Annotated in this window: 18 protein-coding genes; 5 read left to right on the forward strand and 13 right to left on the reverse strand. The window is 72.0% G+C overall.

Annotated elements, in window-relative coordinates:
- Positions 1 to 130: 130 nt before the first annotated feature.
- Positions 131 to 1,813 carry an FAD-dependent oxidoreductase gene (locus GGQ54_RS04180; protein WP_179444243.1) on the reverse strand — a complete coding sequence of 561 codons (1,683 nt, stop codon included), beginning with the start codon at positions 1,811 to 1,813 and terminating at the stop codon, positions 131 to 133.
- Between the two features lie 72 nt (positions 1,814 to 1,885).
- Here GGQ54_RS04180 and GGQ54_RS04185 point away from each other — a divergent pair, with 72 nt between their 5' ends.
- Positions 1,886 to 2,701 (forward strand): MerR family transcriptional regulator, encoded by an 816-nt coding sequence (locus GGQ54_RS04185; RefSeq protein WP_218843691.1) that lies wholly within the window; start codon positions 1,886 to 1,888, stop codon positions 2,699 to 2,701.
- Between the two features lie 2 nt (positions 2,702 to 2,703).
- The gene (locus tag GGQ54_RS04190; RefSeq protein ID WP_179444244.1) at positions 2,704 to 3,057 is read left to right on the forward strand and encodes a VOC family protein; all 354 of its coding nucleotides are present in this window, start codon (positions 2,704 to 2,706) and stop codon (positions 3,055 to 3,057) included.
- Positions 3,058 to 3,075: 18 nt separating this feature from the next.
- On the opposite strand, the gene GGQ54_RS04195 is transcribed toward GGQ54_RS04190, so the two are convergent.
- From GGQ54_RS04195 to GGQ54_RS04225, 7 genes are all read right to left on the reverse strand, one after another.
- Complete coding sequence (locus tag GGQ54_RS04195) at positions 3,076 to 3,582, reverse strand: gluconokinase (protein WP_179444245.1); 507 nt, start codon at positions 3,580 to 3,582, stop codon at positions 3,076 to 3,078.
- The gene (gene metG, locus GGQ54_RS04200) at positions 3,579 to 5,393 is read right to left on the reverse strand and encodes a methionine--tRNA ligase (protein ID WP_179444246.1); all 1,815 of its coding nucleotides are present in this window, start codon (positions 5,391 to 5,393) and stop codon (positions 3,579 to 3,581) included. Before metG ends, GGQ54_RS04195 begins: the two co-directional genes overlap by 4 nt.
- 64 nt (positions 5,394 to 5,457) lie before the next feature.
- Positions 5,458 to 6,240 carry a VOC family protein gene (locus GGQ54_RS04205; RefSeq protein ID WP_179444247.1) on the reverse strand — a complete coding sequence of 261 codons (783 nt, stop codon included), beginning with the start codon at positions 6,238 to 6,240 and terminating at the stop codon, positions 5,458 to 5,460.
- 120 nt (positions 6,241 to 6,360) lie between these two features.
- Positions 6,361 to 7,260, reverse strand: a complete 900-nt coding sequence (locus GGQ54_RS04210) for an endonuclease domain-containing protein (protein WP_179444248.1) — start codon at positions 7,258 to 7,260, stop codon at positions 6,361 to 6,363.
- A 152-nt stretch (positions 7,261 to 7,412) separates the two neighbouring features.
- Positions 7,413 to 9,059, reverse strand: a complete 1,647-nt coding sequence (locus GGQ54_RS04215; protein ID WP_179444249.1) for a dihydroxyacetone kinase family protein — start codon at positions 9,057 to 9,059, stop codon at positions 7,413 to 7,415.
- Between the two features lie 26 nt (positions 9,060 to 9,085).
- Positions 9,086 to 10,036, reverse strand: a complete 951-nt coding sequence (locus tag GGQ54_RS04220; protein ID WP_179444250.1) for an aminoglycoside phosphotransferase family protein — start codon at positions 10,034 to 10,036, stop codon at positions 9,086 to 9,088.
- A complete protein-coding gene (locus tag GGQ54_RS04225; protein WP_179444251.1) occupies positions 10,033 to 10,764 on the reverse strand; it encodes a PIG-L deacetylase family protein in 732 nt (243 codons plus the stop codon). The genes GGQ54_RS04220 and GGQ54_RS04225 overlap by 4 nt, the downstream gene beginning before the upstream one ends.
- A gap of 47 nt (positions 10,765 to 10,811) precedes the next feature.
- On the opposite strand from GGQ54_RS04225, the gene GGQ54_RS04230 reads away from it, so the two are divergent.
- Positions 10,812 to 11,543, forward strand: coding sequence for a tyrosine-protein phosphatase (locus tag GGQ54_RS04230; protein ID WP_179444252.1), 732 nt, complete (start codon positions 10,812 to 10,814; stop codon positions 11,541 to 11,543).
- Between the two features lie 12 nt (positions 11,544 to 11,555).
- Here GGQ54_RS04230 and GGQ54_RS04235 read toward each other — a convergent pair whose 3' ends face one another.
- Positions 11,556 to 12,626, reverse strand: coding sequence for an adenosine deaminase (locus GGQ54_RS04235; RefSeq protein WP_179444253.1), 1,071 nt, complete (start codon positions 12,624 to 12,626; stop codon positions 11,556 to 11,558).
- 155 nt (positions 12,627 to 12,781) lie between these two features.
- On the opposite strand from GGQ54_RS04235, the gene GGQ54_RS04240 reads away from it, so the two are divergent.
- Entirely contained in the window at positions 12,782 to 14,332 is a 1,551-nt protein-coding gene (locus tag GGQ54_RS04240; protein ID WP_179444254.1) for an OFA family MFS transporter, read from the forward strand.
- A gap of 34 nt (positions 14,333 to 14,366) precedes the next feature.
- Here GGQ54_RS04240 and GGQ54_RS04245 read toward each other — a convergent pair whose 3' ends face one another.
- Together GGQ54_RS04245 and GGQ54_RS04250 are read right to left on the reverse strand one after the other, a co-directional pair.
- Entirely contained in the window at positions 14,367 to 14,774 is a 408-nt protein-coding gene (locus GGQ54_RS04245) for a MerR family transcriptional regulator (protein WP_179444255.1), read from the reverse strand.
- Positions 14,775 to 14,798: 24 nt separating this feature from the next.
- Positions 14,799 to 15,128 (reverse strand): hypothetical protein, encoded by a 330-nt coding sequence (locus GGQ54_RS04250; protein ID WP_179444256.1) that lies wholly within the window; start codon positions 15,126 to 15,128, stop codon positions 14,799 to 14,801.
- A gap of 97 nt (positions 15,129 to 15,225) precedes the next feature.
- On the opposite strand from GGQ54_RS04250, the gene GGQ54_RS04255 reads away from it, so the two are divergent.
- Positions 15,226 to 16,176: an oxidoreductase gene (locus GGQ54_RS04255; protein ID WP_179444257.1), complete on the forward strand. Its 951-nt coding sequence runs from the start codon at positions 15,226 to 15,228 to the stop codon at positions 16,174 to 16,176.
- A gap of 6 nt (positions 16,177 to 16,182) precedes the next feature.
- Here GGQ54_RS04255 and GGQ54_RS04260 read toward each other — a convergent pair whose 3' ends face one another.
- On the reverse strand, positions 16,183 to 16,572 hold the full coding sequence (locus GGQ54_RS04260) for a cytidine deaminase (RefSeq protein ID WP_179444258.1): 390 nt from the start codon (positions 16,570 to 16,572) through the stop codon (positions 16,183 to 16,185).
- Positions 16,569 to 17,870 carry an ABC transporter permease gene (locus GGQ54_RS04265; RefSeq protein WP_218844004.1) on the reverse strand — a complete coding sequence of 434 codons (1,302 nt, stop codon included), beginning with the start codon at positions 17,868 to 17,870 and terminating at the stop codon, positions 16,569 to 16,571. The genes GGQ54_RS04260 and GGQ54_RS04265 overlap by 4 nt, the downstream gene beginning before the upstream one ends.
- Positions 17,871 to 17,872: the final 2 nt, after the last annotated feature.

Consider the following 17,872-nt stretch of genomic DNA (forward strand, 5'->3'; position numbering starts at 1 on the left):
CCGTGCCGCCGTTATCGACCACTCGCCAGGGTTCTGGCCACCATCTCGCCCCCGAGGCGGCCGAAACCCGGACGAGTGGTCGCTTTCGGCGGGAGGCTCCGCGTACCCCAGCCCGCGTGCTCGACCGGGGTCAGCCGCGGTCGATGCCCGCGAGGAAACCGTGCACCAGCGGGACGACCGATGACCCCTCGCCGCTGGCGGCCGCCACCCGCTTCATCGAGCCGGCGCGCACGTCGCCCACGGCGAACACCCCGGCCGCGGTGGTGGCCAGCGAAGCGGGCGGTACGCCGTCGCGCCAGTAGCCCTTCGGCACGTCCCGCCCGGTGAGCACGAAGCCGTGCTCGTCCAGCAGGATCTCCGGAGGCAGCCAGCCGCAGTGCGGGTTGGCGCCGAGCAGCAGGAACAGCCCGCCCGCGGCGACCTTGGACACCGCATCGGCCGCGTTGTCGCGGATCATCAGCCACTCCAGCCGGCCGTTCCCGCCACCGTCGATCACCTCGGACTCGCCGCGCACGGTGATCCGCGCGTTCGCCACGATCTCGCGGATCAGGTAGTCCGACATGGTTGCCGTCAGGTCGGGGCGGCGGATCACGATGGTCACCGAGCGGGCGTACCTCGACAGGTGCATCGCCGCCTGACCGGCGGAATTGCCACCACCGACGACATGGACATCGAGCCCCGCCAGGTCGCGCGCCGCCGAGGTCGCCGCGCCGTAGTGCACGCCGAGACCGACCAGGTCCTCCAGGGCCGGTACGCCGAGCCGGCGATACTTCACCCCGGTGGCGATGATCACGCTGCGCGCGCGAATCTCGCCGGCCGGGGTCTGCAGCACGTGCCCGTTGCCGGCGGGATCGCCGAGCCGCAGCTCCTGCACCGGCCGCGCCGCCTGCAGCTTCGCGCCGAACCGCAGCGCCTGGAACCTCGCGCGCTGGGTCAGCCGCATCCCCGAGATGCCGTTCGGGAAGCCGAGATAGTTCCTGATCATGGAACTCGATCCGGCCTGGCCACCGATCGCATCGGCGTCGATCACGACCGTCTCCAACCCCTCCGATGCGCCGTAGACCGCCGCACCGAGCCCGGCGGGACCGCCGCCGACGATGGCGACATCGAAGACCCGGTCGCCGAGCGTCTCGGGGTTGTAGATCGCCGCGCCGATCTCGGCCATCGTCGGCCGAACCATCGGCGGGGCATCATGCATCCGCACCACCGGGTACGCCTGATCGGGCCCGCCGGCATCCTCCCCCAGCTCGTCCAGCACCTCGCGCCCCGGCGGGCTTTCCGGCGACCACATCCCGTGCGGCATGCCGAGCCGGTCGAGGAAGTCGTGGATCCGGGCGGCGTCGGGATTGTTGGCCGGCGCGACCACCCGCAGGGCCTCGACCACGGGGCGCCCGGAACTCCAGCCCCAGTCCGACAACAGATCGGTCAACGCGGCGTGCAACTCCTCATCGCGCGGCCCGCGCGGCGCGACGCCGGCCAGATCGAGACGCCCCTCCGACATCGCCGTCCGCAACTGCCCGATCGTGGCCAGGTAGTCCCCGACGGTGGTGAACACGACCCGCTTGCTGGTCGGGCTGAGCGCCTGCAGGCAGTCCATGGTGATCAACCCGGAAGCGTCGGGCAGCGTGCTCTCCACGATCAGCATCGCGATCGGCACCCCGCCCGCGAGCAGCCGTTGCACCAGCGGCAGCGAGCTGGCGAGACTGTCCGCCGATTCGACGCGGTACTCCCCGGCGTACCGCTGCAGGGCCTGCCGCAGCGGCTCCGACGACGTATCGGCGACCAGGACGATCGCGGGATCCGGCTTCTTCACCTGCTCAGCCTAGGCGTCGATCACGGCGCGGGCATTGACTCTCCCCCGCGGGGAGGGTTCAGACTCGGCACCGTGTTGATCCCGATCGGCGAGTTCTCCAAGATGACGCACCTGAGCGTGCGGCAGCTGCGCAACTACCACGAGGCCGGGCTGCTGCAGCCGGCCGCGGTCGATCCGGTCACCGGCTACCGCAGCTATGCGCTGGACCAGGTGGAGCGGGCGCGGACGATCCGAATGCTGCGCGCGGTCGAGATGCCGGTGGCGATGGTCGCCGAGACGCTGGACGGCGATCGGACGGCGGCCATCGAGCGGCACCTCGCCGAGCTGGAGCGGACCGTGCGCGATCACGGGGCAGCGATCGCGGAGCTGCGCGAGGAGCTCGCCGGTACGCCCGCGCCCGCCGTCGAGTTGCGCGCGGCGCCCGCACAGCGGGTGCTGGCGGCACGGGCGCGGGTCGCGCGCGACGACATCGACGCCTGGTGCGCGGCGACCTATCCGGAGCTGACGGAGCGGGCCGCGCGCGCCGGCGCGTGGCCGTCCGGGCCGGCCGGCGCGGACTACGCCGAACCGTTCTTCGCCGACAATGCGGGCGCGGTGACCGCGTGGCTGCCGGTCGCCGAGCCGACGCGCGCGGGCCGTGCCGCGACCCAGGAGCTGCCCGGCGGACGGTACGCCGTGGCGGTGCACCGCGGCGCGTACAGCTTCGACCGGACGTACGCCGCGCTCGGCCGCGCCCTGCACGACGACTCCCACCCGCTCGGCGTCGAGCCGGCGGCCGGCGCGGTCCGCGAGATCTATCTCGTCGGTCCGGACAAGACCCACGACCCCACCCAATGGATCACCGAGGTGTGCTGGCCCGTCCGGCCCCGCACCGACGAAAGGAAATGATCATGACCAGCAGACTAGCCGCCGTCACCTTCGACTGCCTGGATGTGGCCCGCACGTCCGCCTTCTGGTCCGCCGTGACCAAGATCGACATCGACGACGGGGCCAACGAGTGGTTCGCCACCCTGGGCCGCAGTTCGGCCGGGCCTGCATGGTTCTTCGCCCGGGTCGACGAGCACACCGCCGACAAGACCCCGATCCACGTCGATCTCGCCGCGGAGGGCGACTGGCTGGCGGAGGTGGACCGGATCGTCGGGCTGGGCGCGGAGTTCGTCCGGCGGGTGGACGAACACGGCTTCAACTGGGTGACCCTGCGCGACCCCGAGGGCAACCTGTTCGACGTGGCGGCCGCCCACTGAGGAGGATCGGCGCGGCCGTCAGCCCAGGCGGCCGCGCAGGGCGTCGAGCGCTTGGTCCAGCTCCTCTTCCGGGGTGCCGCCGATCCGCACGACGATCCCGTCCTCGTCCGGGCCGAGCGGCTCCAGGGTGGCGAGCTGGGAGTCCAGCAGCGACGGCGGCATGTAGTGGCCGCGGCGGCGGCCGAGCCGGTCGGCCAGCACCGCGCGGTCGCCGTCGAGGTGGACGAAGACCACTCCGGGCGCGCGCAGCACGTCGCGGTAGCTGCGCTTCAGCGCCGAACAGGTGATCACGCCCGGCTCGCCGGACTCGAGCCGGGAATCGATCCACGCGCGGATCCGGCGCAGCCACGGCCAGCGATCGGCGTCGGTCAAGGGGATTCCGGCGGCCATCTTCGCCCGGTTGGCGTCGGAGTGAAGATCATCTCCCTCCGCCATCGGCCAGCCCAGCGTGCGGGACAGGTTCTGCGCGAGGGTGGTCTTGCCGGTGCCGGAGACCCCCATCACCACCAGCACCTGCACGCTCATGCGTCCGCACCCGCGATCGGCGCCCACACGGGCCCGGTGCGGCCGAGTTCGGCGTCCAGCTTGGCGAACAGCGGCACGGGCTTCGCCAACGGCGTACCCGCCTTGATCGGCCGCGACTCCCAGACCGCCTGCTCGTCGGCGTAGTCGCCCATCAGCACCGGGTAGTCGGGGCCGCCGTCCTCGCCGACGGTGCGGATCTGCGGCTGCGCCGCCCACACCCCGTCGCCGCCCAGCGCCTCGTGCACCTTCTGCGCGGCGTGCGGCAGGAACGGCGTGAGCAGCGCGTTCGCATCGCTGACCACCTGCAGCGCGACGTGCAGCACGGTGTCGCGGCGTGCGGCGTTCTCCGGGTGATCTTGGTCGTCCTTGAGCTTCCACGGCTCGGTCTCGGACAGGTACGCGTTCGCCTGCCCGACCAGCCGCATCGCCTCGCCCAGCGCGTTCTTGAACCGGCGCCGGCCCAGCAGGTCACCGACGGTGCCGAAGGCGTCGCGCGAGGCGGTCAGCAGTCGTTGATCAAGCTCGGTCAGCTCGCCTGCCTCCGGGATCGCGCCGTTGTTCTTGTGCGCCATCGAGATCGACCGGTTGACCAGGTTGCCCCACTCGTTGGCCAGCTCGGAGTTGTTGCGGCGAACGAACTCCTCCCAGGTGAAGTCGGCATCCGCGTTCTCCGGACCGGCGGCGGCGATGTAGTAGCGCAGCGCATCCGGCCCGAACTCGGCGAGGAAATCGCGGACATAGATCACGATGCCGCGCGACGTCGCGAACTTCGCGCCGCTCATGGTCAGGAACTCACTCGAGACCACCTCGTCGGGAAGATCGAGTACGCCGAACGGGCCGGGCTGCCCGCCGCGGTCGCCCTGCCCGTTCTGGCCGAGCAGCAGCGACGGCCAGATCACCGAGTGGAAGACGATGTTGTCCTTGCCCATGAAGTAGAAGCCGCGCGCGTCGGGATTGGTCCACCACCTGCGCCAGGCCTCCGGATCGCCGGTGCGCCGCGCCCACTCGATCGAGGCCGACAGGTAGCCGATCACCGCGTCGAACCACACATAGAGCCGCTTCATCGGCTGATCGCGCCAGCCTTCCAGCGGAACCGGTACGCCCCAGTCCAGGTCGCGGGTGATCGCGCGCGGCTTGAGATCGTCGATGAAGTTCTGCGAGAACTTGAGCACGTTCGGGCGCCAGTCGGCGCGCGTGGACAGCCACTGCGACAGCGCGTTCGCGAACGCCGGCAGGTCGAGGAAGAAGTGCTCGGTCTCGACGAACTCCGGCGTCTCGCCGTTGATCCGCGAGCGCGGGTCGATCAGGTCGGCCGGGTCGAGCTGGTTGCCGCAGTTGTCGCACTGGTCGCCGCGCGCGCCGGCGTACCCGCAGATCGGGCAGGTGCCCTCGATGAAGCGATCCGGCAGGGTACGCCCGGTGCTCGGGCTGACCGCGCCGAGGGACTTGCGCGCGACCACGTAGCCGTTGTCGTGCAGCGCGGTGAAGATCTGCTGGACCACCGCGTAGTGGTTGGCCGTGGTGGTGCGGGTGAACAGGTCATAGGACAGGCCGAGGCCGGCCAGGTCCTCGACGATCACCCGGTTGTACTTGTCCGCGAGCTCCCGCGTGCTCAGCCCCTCCGACTCGGCCTGCACCTGGATCGGCGTGCCGTGCTCGTCGGTGCCGGAGACCATCAGCACGTCGTTGCCGATCATCCGCTGGTAGCGGGCGAAGACGTCGGCGGGTACGCCGAAACCGGACACGTGTCCGATGTGGCGCGGGCCGTTGGCGTACGGCCACGCCACGGCGGTCAGCACGGGAGAACTCATGCCCCGCACCCTACTCATCGATCGCGCGGCGGCCCGTCGCGAGCCGCCGCGCGATCGGCACCGCTCAGGCGCCCCCGGCCACCGGGCCGGAGACGGTGAACCGCTCGCCGTCGGGGCCGGTCAGGGTCGCGATCCGGCCGTACTCGGTGTCGGTCGGCTCGCGGAACACCTCGCCGCCCAGCTCGGCCGCCTTCGCGCAGGCGGCGTCGGTGTCGGCGACCGACCAGTACACGTGCCAGTGCGAGGGCACCTCGGCCGGCGTCTCGGGGCCGAGCTTGCCGAGGCCGCCGGCGGGCTCGGTGCCGTCGGGGGTGGTGTAGACGTAGTACTCGTAGTCGCCCATCGGCAACTGCTGGAACGTCCAGCCGAACACCTTGCCGTAGAAGTCCTGGCTGGCCGCCGGGTCGCGGGTCATCCCGTCGTCCCAGGCGAAGCCGCCGGGCTCACCGACCACGCCGAAGCCGGTATGGGTGCCGGACTGCCACCAGCCGAAGAACGCGCCGGTCGGGTCGGTGCCGAGCGCCATGGTGCCGAAGTCGGCGACCTGCATCGGCTCGACGATCACCTGACCGCCGGCGTCGCGCACGGCCTGGGCCGTCGCCGCGGCGTCGTCGGTGGCGAAGTAGAGGACCCAGTGGTGCTGGTCGTCGTCGCTCATCGGCGGCGACATCCCGGCCATCGTGAGGCCGTCGAGGCGGGCATTGGTGTAGTTGCCGAACTCGGGCTGCGGCGCGTCGAACGTCCAGCCGAGCAGCTCGGAATAGAACTTCATCGACCGGTCGAGGTCGCTGGCGGTCAAATCTGCCCAGCAGGGCGTACCCGCGGGCCAGGGTTTGTCGTTTCGCATGCCTTCACGCTAGGCCCGGGCGCCGACGCCGCGCTTCTCCGATCTTGCGACGGCCGGCAGGATGTGCGGTTTGTCGTCGATCGGGCCACGAAGACGGCGACAGTCCGCACATTCTGCCGCTCACAGCTCTGTCACCGGCACCTCGGACAGCGCGGCGCCGGACGGCCGCGCGAAGGTCGCGGCCCACGCGTCGCCGAGCAGGGGTGGCGGCCCGTCGTATCCGCGTTCGGCGATGGCCCGATAGACATCCACGGCAACGTTGTTCGCGCGGCTGAGATGGCTGGCCGTGACCCGAACAGTGTGTACGCCGAGCCGGCCGAGCTCGGCGTAGCGCTCGATGTCGCGGTTCCACTGGCGGCGCTCGGTGCGGTGATGATCACCCTCGTACTCGATCGCAACCCGCCACCGGGGGTAGTACAGATCGACCCGGGCGACCCGGGTGGCGCCGTCGCGGATCCAGACATTGCACTGCGGTTCCGGCAGCCCGGCCAACACCAGGGCGAGCCGGAGCAGTGTCTCCCGCGGCGATTCCGCACCGGCGCGCACCAGCGGCACGCCGGCCAGTTCCTCGGGTGTGGCGAGGCCGAGGTGCAACAACCGATCGCCGATGATCACCGTGTCCGTTGCGCTGTGGTCGGCCCCGACCCTGGCGAACGCATCGGCGACGACCGCAACGTCACCATCGGCCTCGGGCAGCCGGACCACGCGACGCGCGACGATCCCGCGACGCCGGATGACCCGAGCGGGTGGCACCGCGAGCCGGACGGGCAGGGGTCGGCCGAGGTCGAGTCCCCGCAACTGCAGGGCGGTCAGCCCGTCGAACAGCACCGGCGAGCGGAGCAGGCCGCGGATCGCAGCCGCCAGGCCGGTTGCCTCGACCGTCGTGCCGACGGCCACGTGCACGCCCGGGAGCACACCGGCGTACCGCGCGGAATCGAGCATCGTCCGGCTGACGCCATGCGCGGCCGCCTCGGCAACCGTGAAGGGCCGATTCAGCGCGGCCAGCTCGCCGTGTCCCACCCAACGATCCTCGCGCGGCGGGCGGCACGAACGGGCCGCGGACGGAGGTTGTCCACAGGAAGTTCCTGCCCGCAGCCCGACACCGGTCCGCCTCTGTGCGCTTTGTCGTCTTCCGGCCGACGGAAGTGACGACAAACCGCACATCCCACAGCTCAGCCCCGCAGGGCCTCCAGCCAGATGACCACGGCGACGGCGCCGGGGTCGGGGTGCCCGTGCACCCGCTCGCCGAGGTAGCTGGACCGGCCGCGGCGCGCGGTCTGCTCGGCGGTGCCCGCCGCGCCGGTCCGCGCGGCCTCGATCGCCGCGTCCAGGCCGCGGCGCGAGGCCTCGGCGGCGGGGACCAGGGCATCCACCATGGTCCGGTCGCCCACCTGCGCGCCGCCGAGCTCGATCACGCCGTCCACCCCGGCGGAGAACGCGTCCGGCCAGCCGGCGCCCTCGGCCAGGGCCTCGCCGGCGCGCAACAACCCGGCGGCATACAGCGGCCCCGACGTGCCGCCGATCTCGCGGCGGGCGATCGCGGAGAGGGTACGCAGGATCGCCGCGGCCGAACCGTCCACCGGCTCCGCCTGCCACGCCCGCGCGCCGCGGGCGAGCGCCTGGCCGAGGTCGCCGTCGCCGACCTCGGCGTCCAGCCGGGTCAACTCGGCCTCCGCGGCCAGCAGGGCCTCGGTCGCCCGATCGACGGCGGCCCGTACGCCGGCATCCGGTTCGCCCAGCTCGGCCCCGGCCTCGCCCGCCTGCGGCACGGGCACGTACACCTCGTCGGCTCCGGCCGGCTCGCTCCCGCCGCCGCCCGGCCAGGCGGGCGCCGCGGTCGGGGCATCCAGCGCCCCGAGCTGTTCGTCGTCGACCGGCAGCACGCTCAGCGAGGCACCGGGCATGTCGATGCTGGTCAGCACCGGCCCCTGCCAGACCCGGGCGACCTCGATCCCCCGCTCGCGCAGCGCCCGTGCCGCCGCGCGTACCATGATCATCAGCTCCATCGTCGGCGTCGCGCCGGCATTGCCCGCCAGCAACACGACACGGTCACCGGCCGACAGGCCGCGATCGGCAACGATCCGGTCGATCATGGTCGCCGCCAGCTCGTCCGCCGCGGGCAGCTTCTCCCGCGACACCCCCGGCTCGCCGTGGATGCCCAGCCCGAGCTCGATCTCGTCGCCGCCCAGCTCGAATCCCGCCGCCCCTCCGGGCACCGTCGCCGGGCCGAGCCCGACGCCCATCGTGCCGACCGTCTCGGCGACTCGGCGGGCCGCGGCCGCAACCTCGGCCAGACCGGCCCCGCGCTCGGCCAGCGCGCCGGCGATCTTGTGCACCAGGATCGTGCCGGCCAGCCCGCGGCGGCCCGCGTTGCCGTCGTCATCGGTGAGCGCGACATCGTCGGCGACCACCACCATCTCGACCGCCAGCCCGTCGGCGCGGGCCAGCTCGGCCGCCAGCCCGAAGTTCAGCCGGTCCCCGGTGTAGGACTTCACGATCAGCAGGGCACCGGCGTCCCCGGTGACGGCCCGGATGCCGTCACAGATCGCGTCGACGCTCGGCGAGGCGAAGACGGCCCCGGAGACCGCGGCGGTCAGCATGCCCGGCGCCACATAGCCGGCATGGGCGGGCTCGTGGCCCGCGCCGCCACCGGAGATCAGGGCGACGGGCAGCTCCGCGCGGTTGTCGTCGGTGACCAGCCGGTCGCGGCGGACCGCGATCGTCCGGCCGGCCAGCAGCGCCAGCCACGGTTGGGTCAGCGCGGTGCCCTCCAGCGCCTCGGTCACCACGTCGTCGGGGTTGTTGAGCAGCTTCTTCACGATTTCTCCTGGGTCCGCAGGTGCCCTCAATCCTGCACCGACTTGGCGATCGTGATGCACCGGGTGATCCATTCCCGCTCCTCGGCGTTCAGCGACCGCCCCGCCCGCTCGGCATCCTGGATCGACCAGTGGGCGTTGATGATCATCCGGACGATCACCCAGTCGCGGGCACGATCATGGTCCAGCCCGGCGGCATCGACCAAGGTCTCCAGCCGGGTACGCAGCCCGTACCGCAGCGCCGCCCCGGTGCCCAGCTCGTCGAACCGGTTCCACAGCATCGGCGCCGGCTCGTAGTGCGGATCGCCGGACATCGGCTTCGGGTCGATCGCCAGCCAGGGCGCCCGGTCGGCCGCCAGCACGTTGGCGTAGTGCAGGTCGCCGTGGATGATCACCCCGGTGCTCGCCGGGTCCGCGACCAGCTCGCGGCCCAGCGCGAGCGCCTGCTCGACGTGGCGGCGCGGGATCGGCGCATCGCGCGGCAGCCGAGCAAGATCGTCCAGCCAGCGGGCGACGTGATCGGTGATCAACTGCAGCGGGGCGCCGGCGGGGACGTGCAGTTTGGCATAGAGACCCGCGACGATCTCGCACGCCTCGACGTCCCACAGCTCGCCGAGATCGCGTCGGTGCAGTCGCTCCAGCAGCAGCGCGCGGCGGCGTGGGTCGGCCCGCAACAGGCGTACCGCCCCGTTGCCAGCCCAACGTTGCAGGCCGAGCGCCTCGTGCAGCCCCTCGTCGTCGCCGTCGTAGGCGATCTTGAACACGCCGGGTACGCCGTCGCGGTCGCGCACCGGAAGGACCAGCGAGCCGAAGCCGTGCCAGACCTCGGCGCCGTCGCGGGTCAGCTCCCACTCGGCCAGCAGGTCGGCGGCAAGCCGGGGCAACCGGTCCAGCCAGTCCGGCCAGCCCTCCCCCAGCTCGCGATGCCCGGCCAGGTCGCGCGGGACCTCGGCCGCGGCGAAACTCCCGGGCCCACTCACTTCAGCGAGAACACCTCGAAGGTGGCCGCGTACCGGGTGCCGAGCCGTTCGCCCGCCGCCGCTGCCAGATCGCGCAGGAAGGCATCGGGATCGAAGTCGGCCGAGCCGAGCCCGTCGAGATAGGCGCGATGCTCCCGCAACGAGGCCACCCCCGCGTCGAGCGACTCGGTGACGTCGACCGCGTGACCGGCTTCGGGCGAGCCGGCGGCCCAGACCTGGCGTACCCCGTCCCAGCGCTCCAGGCCGTCGGTCAGTTGCTCGGTGAAGATCCAGCGGTTGCCCGCATCGCGGCCGGCGTCCAGGGTGGCGCGACCGGTGGCGATGTGATCGGCCTGGTTGGTGATCCCGCCGGGCCAGGTGAGGCGGAAGCTGTTGGTGATCACGATCTCCGGCCGCTTCTCGCGGATCACCCGGGCGATGGCGCCGCGCAGCGCGAGCCCGTACTCCAAGGCCCCGTCCCGCAGCCCGAGGAAGGTCACGTCGTCCACCCCGACCGCCGCACAGGAGGCGCGCTGCTCGGTCTCCCGGACTCCCCTCGCCTCGTCGGGGTCCATCCCGTCGATGCCCGCCTCGCCCCTGGTCACCAGGCAGTAGGCGATCTCCTTGCCCTGCCCCGTCCAGCGCGCCACCGCCGACGCCGAGCCGTACTCCATGTCGTCGGGGTGGGCGACGACCGCCAGCGCCCGTTGCCAGTCCTCGTCCACGGCCTGCAGCATCGCCTCGCTCATGCCGAACACGCTAACCCGCGCCCCGGCCGGCTGGTAGACACGGGCCCATGAACGTTCCGATCGAGCCGGGCCACGGTGTCCACAACCTTCGCGATGTCGGACCGCAGCACGCCGACGGCGGCGACCTACCGGCGGGCCGGCTCTATCGTTCCGATGCCCTGCACGCCCTGAGCGAGTCCGGCGGCGACGCCGTGCGCCGCCTCGGGCTCGAGTTGATCATCGACCTGCGTGCCGACTGGGAGCGCACCGTCGACCCCAGCATCGACGGCCTCGCCGCGCGGACCGAGACGATCGACCTCGACGGCGGCGAACTGGCCGCGGCCGCGGAGCAGCACGGCATCGAGGGAATCGAACTGCTCGACGTCAACCACACGCTGCTGGAACGGCGCGGTGCCGAGCTGGCGCAGGCGGTACGCCTGATCGCCGGCGCGGCGCCCGGCACCGTGCTCGTGCACTGCTCGGCCGGCAAGGACCGCACCGGCCTGGTGATCGGCACGGTGCTGGCCGCGCTCGGGGTCGATGCCGAGGCGATCGCCGCCGACTACGCACGCTCGGAGGAGGGTCTGGTGGGCGAATGGGCCGAGACGACGCTCGGCCGGCTCGCGCCGCTCGGGGTGCCCGACACGCCGCGGGTGCGAGCCCTGCTCGCCGGCAGTCCGGCCGCGGTGATGATCGGTACGCTGCGCCGCCTCGACGAGCTCGGCGGCGCGCGGGCGTACCTGACGGCCAACGGGGTCAGCGCCGGCGAGCTTGCGGCGCTGCGCCGACTGCTGGACTGATCGCCGCGGCGGTCAGCGCAGGGCGGCGTACCCCGGGATGATCACGTCATCGATCAGGGCACGCCGCTCCGCCTCGGGCAGGAAGGCCTCCTCCGCGCCGTTGATCGTGAACCGTTCGACATCGTCGAGCCCGTAGCCGAAGGCATCGGCCAACAGCGCGAACTCCCGGCTCAGGGTGGTCCGGCTCATCAGTCGGTTGTCACAACTGATGGTGATCTTGAGGCCGGCCCGGTCGAGGGTGCGCACCGGGTGCTCGGCGATGGTCGCCGCGATGCCGGTCTGCAGATTCGACGACGGGCAGACCTCCAGCAGGATCTGTTCGTCGCGCAGGTGGCTGGCGACCTCGCCGAGCCGCAGCTCGTCGCCGTCGACCTCGATGTCCTCGATGATCCGCACTCCGTGGCCGATCCGCTGCGCGCCACACTCGCGGACGGCCTCGCGGATCGAATCCACCCCGGCGGCCTCGCCGGCGTGGATCGTGTAGCGGGCATGTGCCCGGTTCAGCAGCTCGTACGCCGCGCTGTGCCGACTCGGCGGGAAACCGTCCTCCGGGCCGGCGACATCGAAGCCGGCGACCGAGTCGTCCCGGTAGGCCACCGCCAGCTCGGCGATGGAGAGCGCGTCATCGTGGTGGCGCAGTCCGGTGATCAACTGGCGCGCGATGATCGGGCTACCCCCGGCGGCCGCGGCCGCCATCCCCTCGGCGAGGCCGTCGCGGACGGCGATCACCGCGTCCTCCTCGCTGAGCGCGCCGCGGGTGTGCTGGGCCGGCGCCCAGCGCGCCTCGGCATACACCACACCGTCCGCGGCCTGGTCGGCCACGAACTCCCGGGCGACACGCCGCAGGGCCTGCGCGGTCTGGGTCACCGCAACCGTGTGCTCGAACGTCTCCAGGTAGCGCACCAGCGATCCCGAGTCGGCCGCTGCGAAGAACCAGTCGCCGAGCGCCTCCGCGTCGCCGCCCACCGGCAGTTCGTGACCGACCTCGGCCGCGAGCTCGATCACCGTCCCGGGCCGCAGGCCGCCGTCGAGATGATCATGTAGGGCAACCTTGGGCGCGGCGCGCAGAACGGAATCGATCACAGCGGCAGCCTACTCGCCGCGCCGCGGCTCGGGGCGGCCTTGGCGGGTGAACCGACAACCGGGCGACCACGGGGGTGTCGCACATTGCCCCTTTGCCAGCAATTCCTACCCAGCGTGCGTATGCTGCGCGAGGATCAGTTGGCGCAAGGAGGCACATGATGGGTTTTCTCGACCGGGCACACACCATCGCCCCGGCCGGCTACAACCGCTGGCTCATTCCCCCGGCGGCGCTCGCCGTGCACCTGTGCATCGGCCAGGCGTACGCCACCAGCGTCTACAAGACCTCGCTGGTCGAACACTTCGGCTCGACCCAGACCGCGGTCGGCATCGTCTTCTCGATTGCCATCGTGATGCTCGGCCTGTCCGCGGCCGTGCTGGGCACCTGGGTCGACCGGGTCGGCCCGCGCGCGGCGATGTTCGCGGCCGCCTGTTGTTGGTCGGCGGGCTTCCTGGTCGGCGCACTCGGCATCGCGACCTCGCAGTTGTGGCTGCTCTACCTGGGCTACGGCGTGATCGGCGGCATCGGGCTGGGTATCGGCTACATCTCGCCGGTGTCCACGCTGATCAAGTGGTTCCCCGACCGCCCGGGCCTGGCCACCGGCATGGCGATCATGGGCTTCGGCGGCGGCGCGCTGGTCGCCAGCCCGGCCGAGCGGCAGTTGATGAGCCTGTACGACCCGAACTACGACCCGACGGTGTCCGGCTCGATCGCCAACGGGTACGCCCTGACGATGCTCTTCGTCACCCTCGGCATCGCCTACTTCGTGATCATGATGTTCGGGGTCCGGACGATCCGCGTCCCGGCGCCGGGCTGGGCGCCGGCGGGCTTCGACCCGTCGACCGTCGCCGCCAAGCCGCTTGTCTCGCGGGGCAACGTGTCGGCGACCAATGCCATCAAGACACCGCAGTTCTGGCTGCTGTGGATCGTGCTGTTCTGCAATGTCACCGCAGGCATCGGCATCCTGGAGCAGGCCAGCCCGATGATCACCGACTTCTTCCGCCAGCCGACCGGTGTCTCGTTGGTCGCCTCGGGCGCGGCCGCCGGCTTCGTCGGCCTGTTGTCGCTGTTCAACATGGCGGGCCGGTTCGGCTGGTCGACCGCCTCGGACAAGATCGGCCGCAAGCCGATCTACATGATCTATCTCGGCGTGGGCATGGTGCTGTACGCCCTGCTCGCCATGACCGGCAATCTCGCCGTCGCCTGGTTCGTGCTACTCGCCGCCATCGCGATCTCCTTCTACGGCGGCGGTTTCGCGACCATCCCGGCGTACCTGCGTGACCTGTTCGGCGTGTTCCAGGTCGGCGCGATCCACGGCCGCCTGCTCACCGCCTGGTCCGCCGCCGGCGTGGTCGGGCCGCTGATCATCAACGGCTTCCTCGACGCGCAGGGTACGCCGGGCGAGCTGACCGCCGCGGCGTACCGCCCGGCCCTGCTGACGATGGTCGGCCTGCTCGCGATCGGGTTCATCGCCAACCTGCTGGTCCGCCCGGTCAACGAACGATTCCACGAGCCCGAGGCGGCGCCGCAGACAGCGGGCGCGGCGGCCCGGGCGTCGGCCGGGCCGCAGGCAGCGGGCGCGCCCGCCGCCGCGGGGACCGGCGGCGGCACCGTGTCGCTGGTCATCGGCTGGGGCCTGGCGATCATCCTGCTCGGCTACGGCGTGTCCCAGACCCTGATCACGGCCGCCCGGCTGTTCCTGCCCTGACCGGGCGCTCCGCCCGCAAGGCCGTGCGCCGGCGTCAGCGGGGGTTGTCCCAGAGCCGATCGGCGGCGCCGTGCGCGAGCTGCTCGGCGTAGCTGTCGATCTTGGACCGGATCACGGCGCGGGCGGCGATCAGCTCGTCGATGTCGTGGCTGACGGCTGCCTCGTGTTCGCGCAGCAGCGCCAGCCGCTCGGCATGGTTGTCGCCGCCGTCGCGGACCAGCGCGGCGTAGCGCCGGATCTTCTCGATCGGCATCCCCGTGTCCCGGAGCCGGGTGCACACGCCCAGCCACGACACGTCACGCTCGGCATAGCGACGCCGGCCGGCCGCGTCGCGGACGACCGGGCCGATCAGCAGGCCCTCGCGCTCGTAGAAGCGCAGCGCATCGGCGCTCAGGCCGAGCTGTTCGGCCACCTCTCCGATCGCCCGGGTCGCATCGTTCATCGCCGGCCAGACTAGTCGCCGGGCTCAGGCGACGGCCGAGATCCACGGGCGGGCACGCAGGGCGGCGAAGTCGCCGCTCAGGAAGTCGGCCGCGATCGCGAGCGCGTCTTCTCGATCGTCGATCCGGAGCTGGCCGACCTGCTCGCCGCCGTCCTCGACATTCTCGAACCAGGCCCGATCGGTGGTGAACTCGAGATTCCAGCCGCCGACATCGGTGATGTCCACGCAGGCATGCTCGGGGTCGTCGCCGTCGGCCAACTCGTCCAGCAGCGCGCCGAAGCGCTCGATCGTGGTGTCGTCGTCGAACTCGATGCCCCAGCGGTCGGTGAACCAGATCCCCCGCCCGTCCGCCATCAATCTCCCCCTCCGTCGGCCCGGTGTCACGGACCCTATGCAGCGCGAGGGTCATGGCTTTGACCTGGACCGCGGTCCAGGTCGTAGCGTCGCGACCATGATCGAAGGGATCGAACGACAACGTCCACTGGGTTCCGGATTCGACGCGCGGACCGGCGCCGCGGAGGTCCTGTCCGGGATCGACCTGGCCGGACGGTACGCCGTGATCACCGGCGGCTACTCCGGGATCGGGCTGGCCACCACGTCCGCACTGGCCGGCGCCGGAGCCGACGTGCTGGTGCCGGCACGACGCCCGGACCGGGCGCGCGACGCCCTCGCGGGCGTACCGCGGGCGTCGACGGCGGCGCTGGACCTCGGCGACCGGTCCTCCGTCGAGGCGCTGGCCGGTGAGCTACGCGCCGCCGGGCGGCCCGTCGACCTGCTGATCTGCAATGCGGGCATCATGGCCGCACCCCTGCGCCGGATCGGGCGCTGGGATCCTCAGTTCGCGACGAACCATCTCGGCCACTTCGCGCTGACCGGCGCGCTCTGGCCGCTGCTGGCGGCGGCCGGGGACGCCCGGGTGGTCGCGGTGTCCTCGGCGGGTCACCACAACTCGCCGATCCGCTGGGACGATCCGGCGTTCGAACGCGAACCCTACGATCCGTGGCTCGCCTACGGGCAGTCCAAGACGGCGAATGCGCTGTTCGCGCTCGAGCTGTCCCGACGCGGCGCAGCGGACGGGATCGGCGCCTGGTCGGTGCATCCGGGCAACATCCGCACCCCGTTGCAGCGGCACATGAGCGATGCCGAGATGATCGAGCGGGGTTGGATCGACGCGTCCGGGGCGGTGGTCGATCCGTCGTTCAAGACGCCGGAGCAGGGTGCCGCGACGAGCGTCTGGGCGGCCGTCGAGCCCCGGCTCAGCGAGCGGCCGGGCGCCTACTGCGAGGACGTCGAGATCGCCGAACCGGCGGGCGAGCAGCCCTATCGCGGCGTCCGGTCGTGGGCCGCCGACCCCGATGCCGCGACCCGGCTGTGGGAGCTGAGCGAGCGCGCGCTGGCCTGAGCCGGATCAGCGCTCGAGGTCGTGCGCGCCGAAGGCGTACGGCAAGATCTCGGTCATCGGCACCGGCCCGTCGACGGTGTCGACCAGCAACTGCGGGCCCCCGTGCTCCCACAACAACTGACGGCAGCGCCCGCACGGCATCAGCACCTCACCGTCGCCGTTGACGCAGGCGAACGCGACCAGCCGCCCGCCGCCGGTGGCGATCAACTCCGAGACCAGCCCGCATTCGGCGCACAGCACCACGCCGTAGGCGGCGTTCTCGACATTGCAACCGGCCACCACCCGGCCGTCGTCCACCAGTGCCGCGGCGCCGACCGGAAAGCCCGAGTAGGGCGCATAGGCCCGCCCGGCGAGCTCGCGCGCCCGCTCGCGCAGGGCCGAGAAGTCCACGCTCACTCGCTCTTCTCGTAGGGCTTGCCGTCCGCGGCGGGCGCGCGTACCCGGCCGACCAGGCCGGCGACGGCGATGATCGTCGCGACATAGGGCAGCAGCAACAAGAACTGGCTCGGCACCGGCGTACCCAGCGTCTGCACCTGCACCGCGAGCTGGGTCACGAAGCCGAAGAACAGCGCCATCACGGCCGCCCAGATCGGGTGCCAGCGGCCCATGATCAGCGCCGCGAGCGCGATGAAGCCGTTGCCGACGGTCATGTCCTTGACGAAGGTCCCGGTCGAGCCGATCGTGAAGAAGGCGCCGCCGAGTCCGCCGAAGACGCCGGCCAGCAGCACCGACGACCAGCGCACGGCGGGTACGCTGATCCCGACCGTGTCGGCCGCCTGCGGGTGCTCGCCGACCGCCCGCACCCGCAGCCCCCACTTGGTGCGGAAGACCACGAACCAGACGAAGATCACCGCGGCGATGGCGATGTAGACCAGCGGCGTCTGCTCGAACAGGACCGGCCCGAGGAACGGGATGTCGGACAGCAGCGGGATGGACAGGCGGCTCATGATCGGCGGTGAGTTGAACGCGCGGGCGTTCTCCTGCACGAGCTGGTCGAAGACGAATCCGGTGATGCCGGCCGCCAGCAGGTTCAACACCACGCCGAGGACGACCTGGTCGACCCTGAAGTTGATGGCGAAGACCGCGAGCAGCGCCGACATCGCGATGCCGGCGAGGATTGCCGCGACCAGGGCGACGACGATCGCGACGGCCGCCGGCATGCCCGCACCGCGCGCGATCGAGCCGGTCAGCGCGGCGGCGAAGGCGCCGGTCAGGAACTGGCCCTCGATCGAGACGTTGACCACCCCGGCGCGCTCGCACAACACGCCACAGAGGGCGCCGAGGACGAGCGGGGTGGCGAGGGTGAGGGTGCCGTTGAGCTGGTTGCTGACCGGGAACGGCAGGGCGCGTCCGGCGGCGGCCCAGGTCAGGAAGCCCAACACGACGGCGATGCCGGCGATCGTGCCGAGCAACGGCAGCCACCGGCGCATGCGCCCGCCGGCGAGATAGCCGGCGGCCGCTCCCAGCAGCGCCAGCGCGCAGGTGATCACCACGGGCTGGCCGGGCAGGCCAACGGTCGGCAACTGGACCGCGTCGAAGGCGTTGGACAGCGCGAATCGCGCGACACCGGTGGTGTTGACCAGTGCGAGCACCAACAGCAGCGCACCGACGACGCCGACCAGGACGCCGACCGAACGGCGTTGGGTGCGCGCCTCGCGCGACTCGAGGCGGGCCGGCTCGTCCTCTGCGGCCAGGT

It is taken from the genome of Naumannella cuiyingiana, from assembly GCF_013408305.1.
GTDB lineage: Bacteria > Actinomycetota > Actinomycetes > Propionibacteriales > Propionibacteriaceae > Naumannella > Naumannella cuiyingiana.